Below are 3,124 nucleotides of genomic sequence, written 5' to 3'. Positions count from 1 at the left end.
ATTAGTTCTTTGAAAACTGAATCATAATTGTAAATTTTTAAATTCATTTATATTGATCATATCAATTAAATTGAGCCGAAAAAATACACCGCGTAATTTTTTGAGTTTTTTAAATAAGTTTAAAATCGCTTGTGACCTTCGAGTCACAATACTCAAACGAAATCATCAACAATTTGTTGATCGGTTAAGTTATTAAGGGCGCATGGTGAATGCCTTGGCACTAGGAGCCGATGAAGGACGGGACTAACACCGATATGCCTCGGGGAGCTGTAAGTAAGCTTTGATCCGGGGATTTCCGAATGGGGGAACCCAACTTGTTATGCAAGTTATCGTTTAGTGAATCTATAGCTAAGCGAAGGTAGACGTTGTGAACTGAAACATCTCATTAGCAACAGGAGAAGAAAGAAAAATCGATTCCGTCAGTAGCGGCGAGCGAACACGGAGGAGCCCAAACCAGAGTGCTTGCACTTTGGGGTTGTAGGACTGCCGTTGTGGAGTTACAAATTTGTTTATTAGCAGAATCAGCTGGGAAGCTGAGCGAAACAGGGTGATAGCCCCGTATGCGAAAGTAAGCAAACTCCCGTGCAGGATCCTGAGTACGGCCGGACACGTGAAATCCGGTCGGAATCTGCGAGGACCATCTCGTAAGGCTAAATACTCCCTAGTGACCGATAGTGAACCAGTACCGTGAGGGAAAGGTGAAAAGCACCCCGGAAGGGGAGTGAAATAGTTCCTGAAACCATGTGCCTACAACAAGTTAGAGCCCGTTAATGGGTGATAGCGTGCCTTTTGTAGAATGAACCGGCGAGTTACGATAACATGCAAGGTTAAGGTGGAAAGACCGGAGCCGTAGCGAAAGCGAGTCTGAAATGGGCGTCTGAGTATGTTGTTGTAGACCCGAAACCAGGTGACCTACCCATGTCCAGGGTGAAGGTGCGGTAAAACGCACTGGAGGCCCGAACCCGTACATGTTGAAAAATGTTGGGATGAGGTGTGGGTAGCGGTGAAATTCCAATCGAACTTGGAGATAGCTGGTTCTCTCCGAAATAGCTTTAGGGCTAGCCTCGGAAGATAGCGTGTTGGAGGTAGAGCACTGTTTTGGTGCGGGGCCCATCTCGGGTTACCAAATTAAGATAAACTCCGAATGCCAATCACGTATGTCCGGGAGTCAGACAGTGAGTGATAAGATCCATTGTCGAAAGGGGAACAGCCCAGATCGTCAGTTAAGGTCCCTAAGTGTGTGTTAAGTGGAAAAGGATGTGAAGTTGCATAGACAACTAGGATGTTGGCTCAGAAGCAGCCACCATTTAAAGAGTGCGTAATAGCTCACTAGTCGAGTGATTCTGCGCCGAAAATGTACCGGGGCTAAACACACCACCGAAACTACGGGTGCCACGTAAGTGGCGCGATAGGAGAGCGTTCTAAGCGCAATGAAGTCAGATCGTGAGGACTGGTGGAGCGCTTAGAAGTGAGAATGCCGGTATGAGTAGCGAAAGACAGGTGAGAATCCTGTCCACCGTATGACTAAGGTTTCCTGGGGAAGGCTCGTCCTCCCAGGGTTAGTCGGGACCTAAGGCGAGGCCGAAAGGCGTAGTCGATGGCTAACAGGTTGAGATTCCTGTACCAGGTGAACATGTTTGAACGATGGAGGGACGCAGAAGGCTAACAGATCCCAGCGATTGGAAATGCTGGGTTAAGCAATGAGTCTTGAAGTGAGTTAAATGCTTGCTTCTAATAGGACAAGTTGTGATAAGGACCGAAATAAAGTAGGGAAGTCTGTGATGTCACGCTGCCGAGAAAAGCTTCTAGTTAGTGTTTACCTGCCCGTACCGCAAACCGACACAGGTAGTCGAGGAGAGCATCCTAAGGTGAGCGAGTGAACTCTCGTTAAGGAACTCGGCAAAATGACCCCGTAACTTCGGGAGAAGGGGTGCTCAGCGTAAGCTGAGCCGCAGTGAATAGGCCCAGGCGACTGTTTATCAAAAACACAGGTTTCTGCAAAATCGTAAGATGACGTATAGGGGCTGACACCTGCCCGGTGCTGGAAGGTTAAAAGGAGTGCTTAGCTTCGGCGAAGGTACGAATTGAAGCCCCAGTAAACGGCGGCCGTAACTATAACGGTCCTAAGGTAGCGAAATTCCTTGTCGGGTAAGTTCCGACCCGCACGAAAGGTGTAACGATCTGGGCGCTGTCTCAACGAGAGACTCGGTGAAATTTAAAGACCCGTGAAGATGCGGGTTACCCGCGACAGGACGGAAAGACCCCATGGAGCTTTACTGTAGCTTGATATTGAGTGTTTGTGCAGCTTGTACAGCATAGGTAGGAGCCGTAGAAATCGGGACGCTAGTTTCGATGGAGGCAAACGTGGGATACTACCCTCGTTGTATGAACACTCTAACTCACACCACTAAGCGTGGTGGAAGACAGTGTCTGGCAGGCAGTTTGACTGGGGCGGTCGCCTCCTAAAAAGTAACGGAGGCGCCCAAAGGTTCCCTCAGAATGGTTGGAAATCATTCGCAGAGTGTAAAGGCACAAGGGAGCTTGACTGTGAGACTTACCAGTCGAGCAGGTACGAAAGTAGGGCTTAGTGATCCGGTGGTTCCGCATGGAAGGGCCATCGCTCAACGGACAAAAGCTACCCTGGGGATAACAGGCTTATCTCCCCCAAGAGTCCACATCGACGGGGAGGTTTGGCACCTCGATGTCGGCTCATCGCATCCTGGGGCTGTAGTCGGTCCCAAGGGTTGGGCTGTTCGCCCATTAAAGCGGTACGCGAGCTGGGTTCAGAACGTCGTGAGACAGTTCGGTCCCTATCCGTCGCGGGCGTAGGAAATTTGAGAGGAGCTGCCCTTAGTACGAGAGGACCGGGGTGGACGTACCACTGGTGTATCAGTTGTTCCGCCAGGAGCATCGCTGAGTAGCTATGTACGGATGAGATAAACGCTGAAAGCATCTAAGTGTGAAACTCGCCTCGAGATGAGATTTCCCATTCAGAAATGAAGTAAGACCCCTTATAGATGATAAGGTAGATAGGCTAGAAGTGGCAGTACGGTGACGTATGGAGCGGACTAGTACTAATGGTTCGAGGACTTAACCAAGTAGCAAGTGGTGTAAGGCAAAAATA

At 49.3% G+C, this 3,124-nt stretch carries 1 rRNA gene; it reads left to right on the top strand.

Features of this window, described 5'->3' with window-relative positions:
• Positions 1 to 182: 182 nt before the first annotated feature.
• Positions 183 to 3,098, top strand: a 23S ribosomal RNA gene (locus tag G7Y65_RS09225).
• Positions 3,099 to 3,124 lie beyond the last annotated feature (26 nt).

The organism is Weissella sagaensis (assembly GCF_010306265.1).
GTDB classification, from domain to species: Bacteria; Bacillota; Bacilli; order Lactobacillales; family Lactobacillaceae; genus Weissella; species Weissella sagaensis.
Note: the sequence above shows the minus strand (reverse complement) of the source record. Positions and strands in the feature narration are given on the sequence as shown.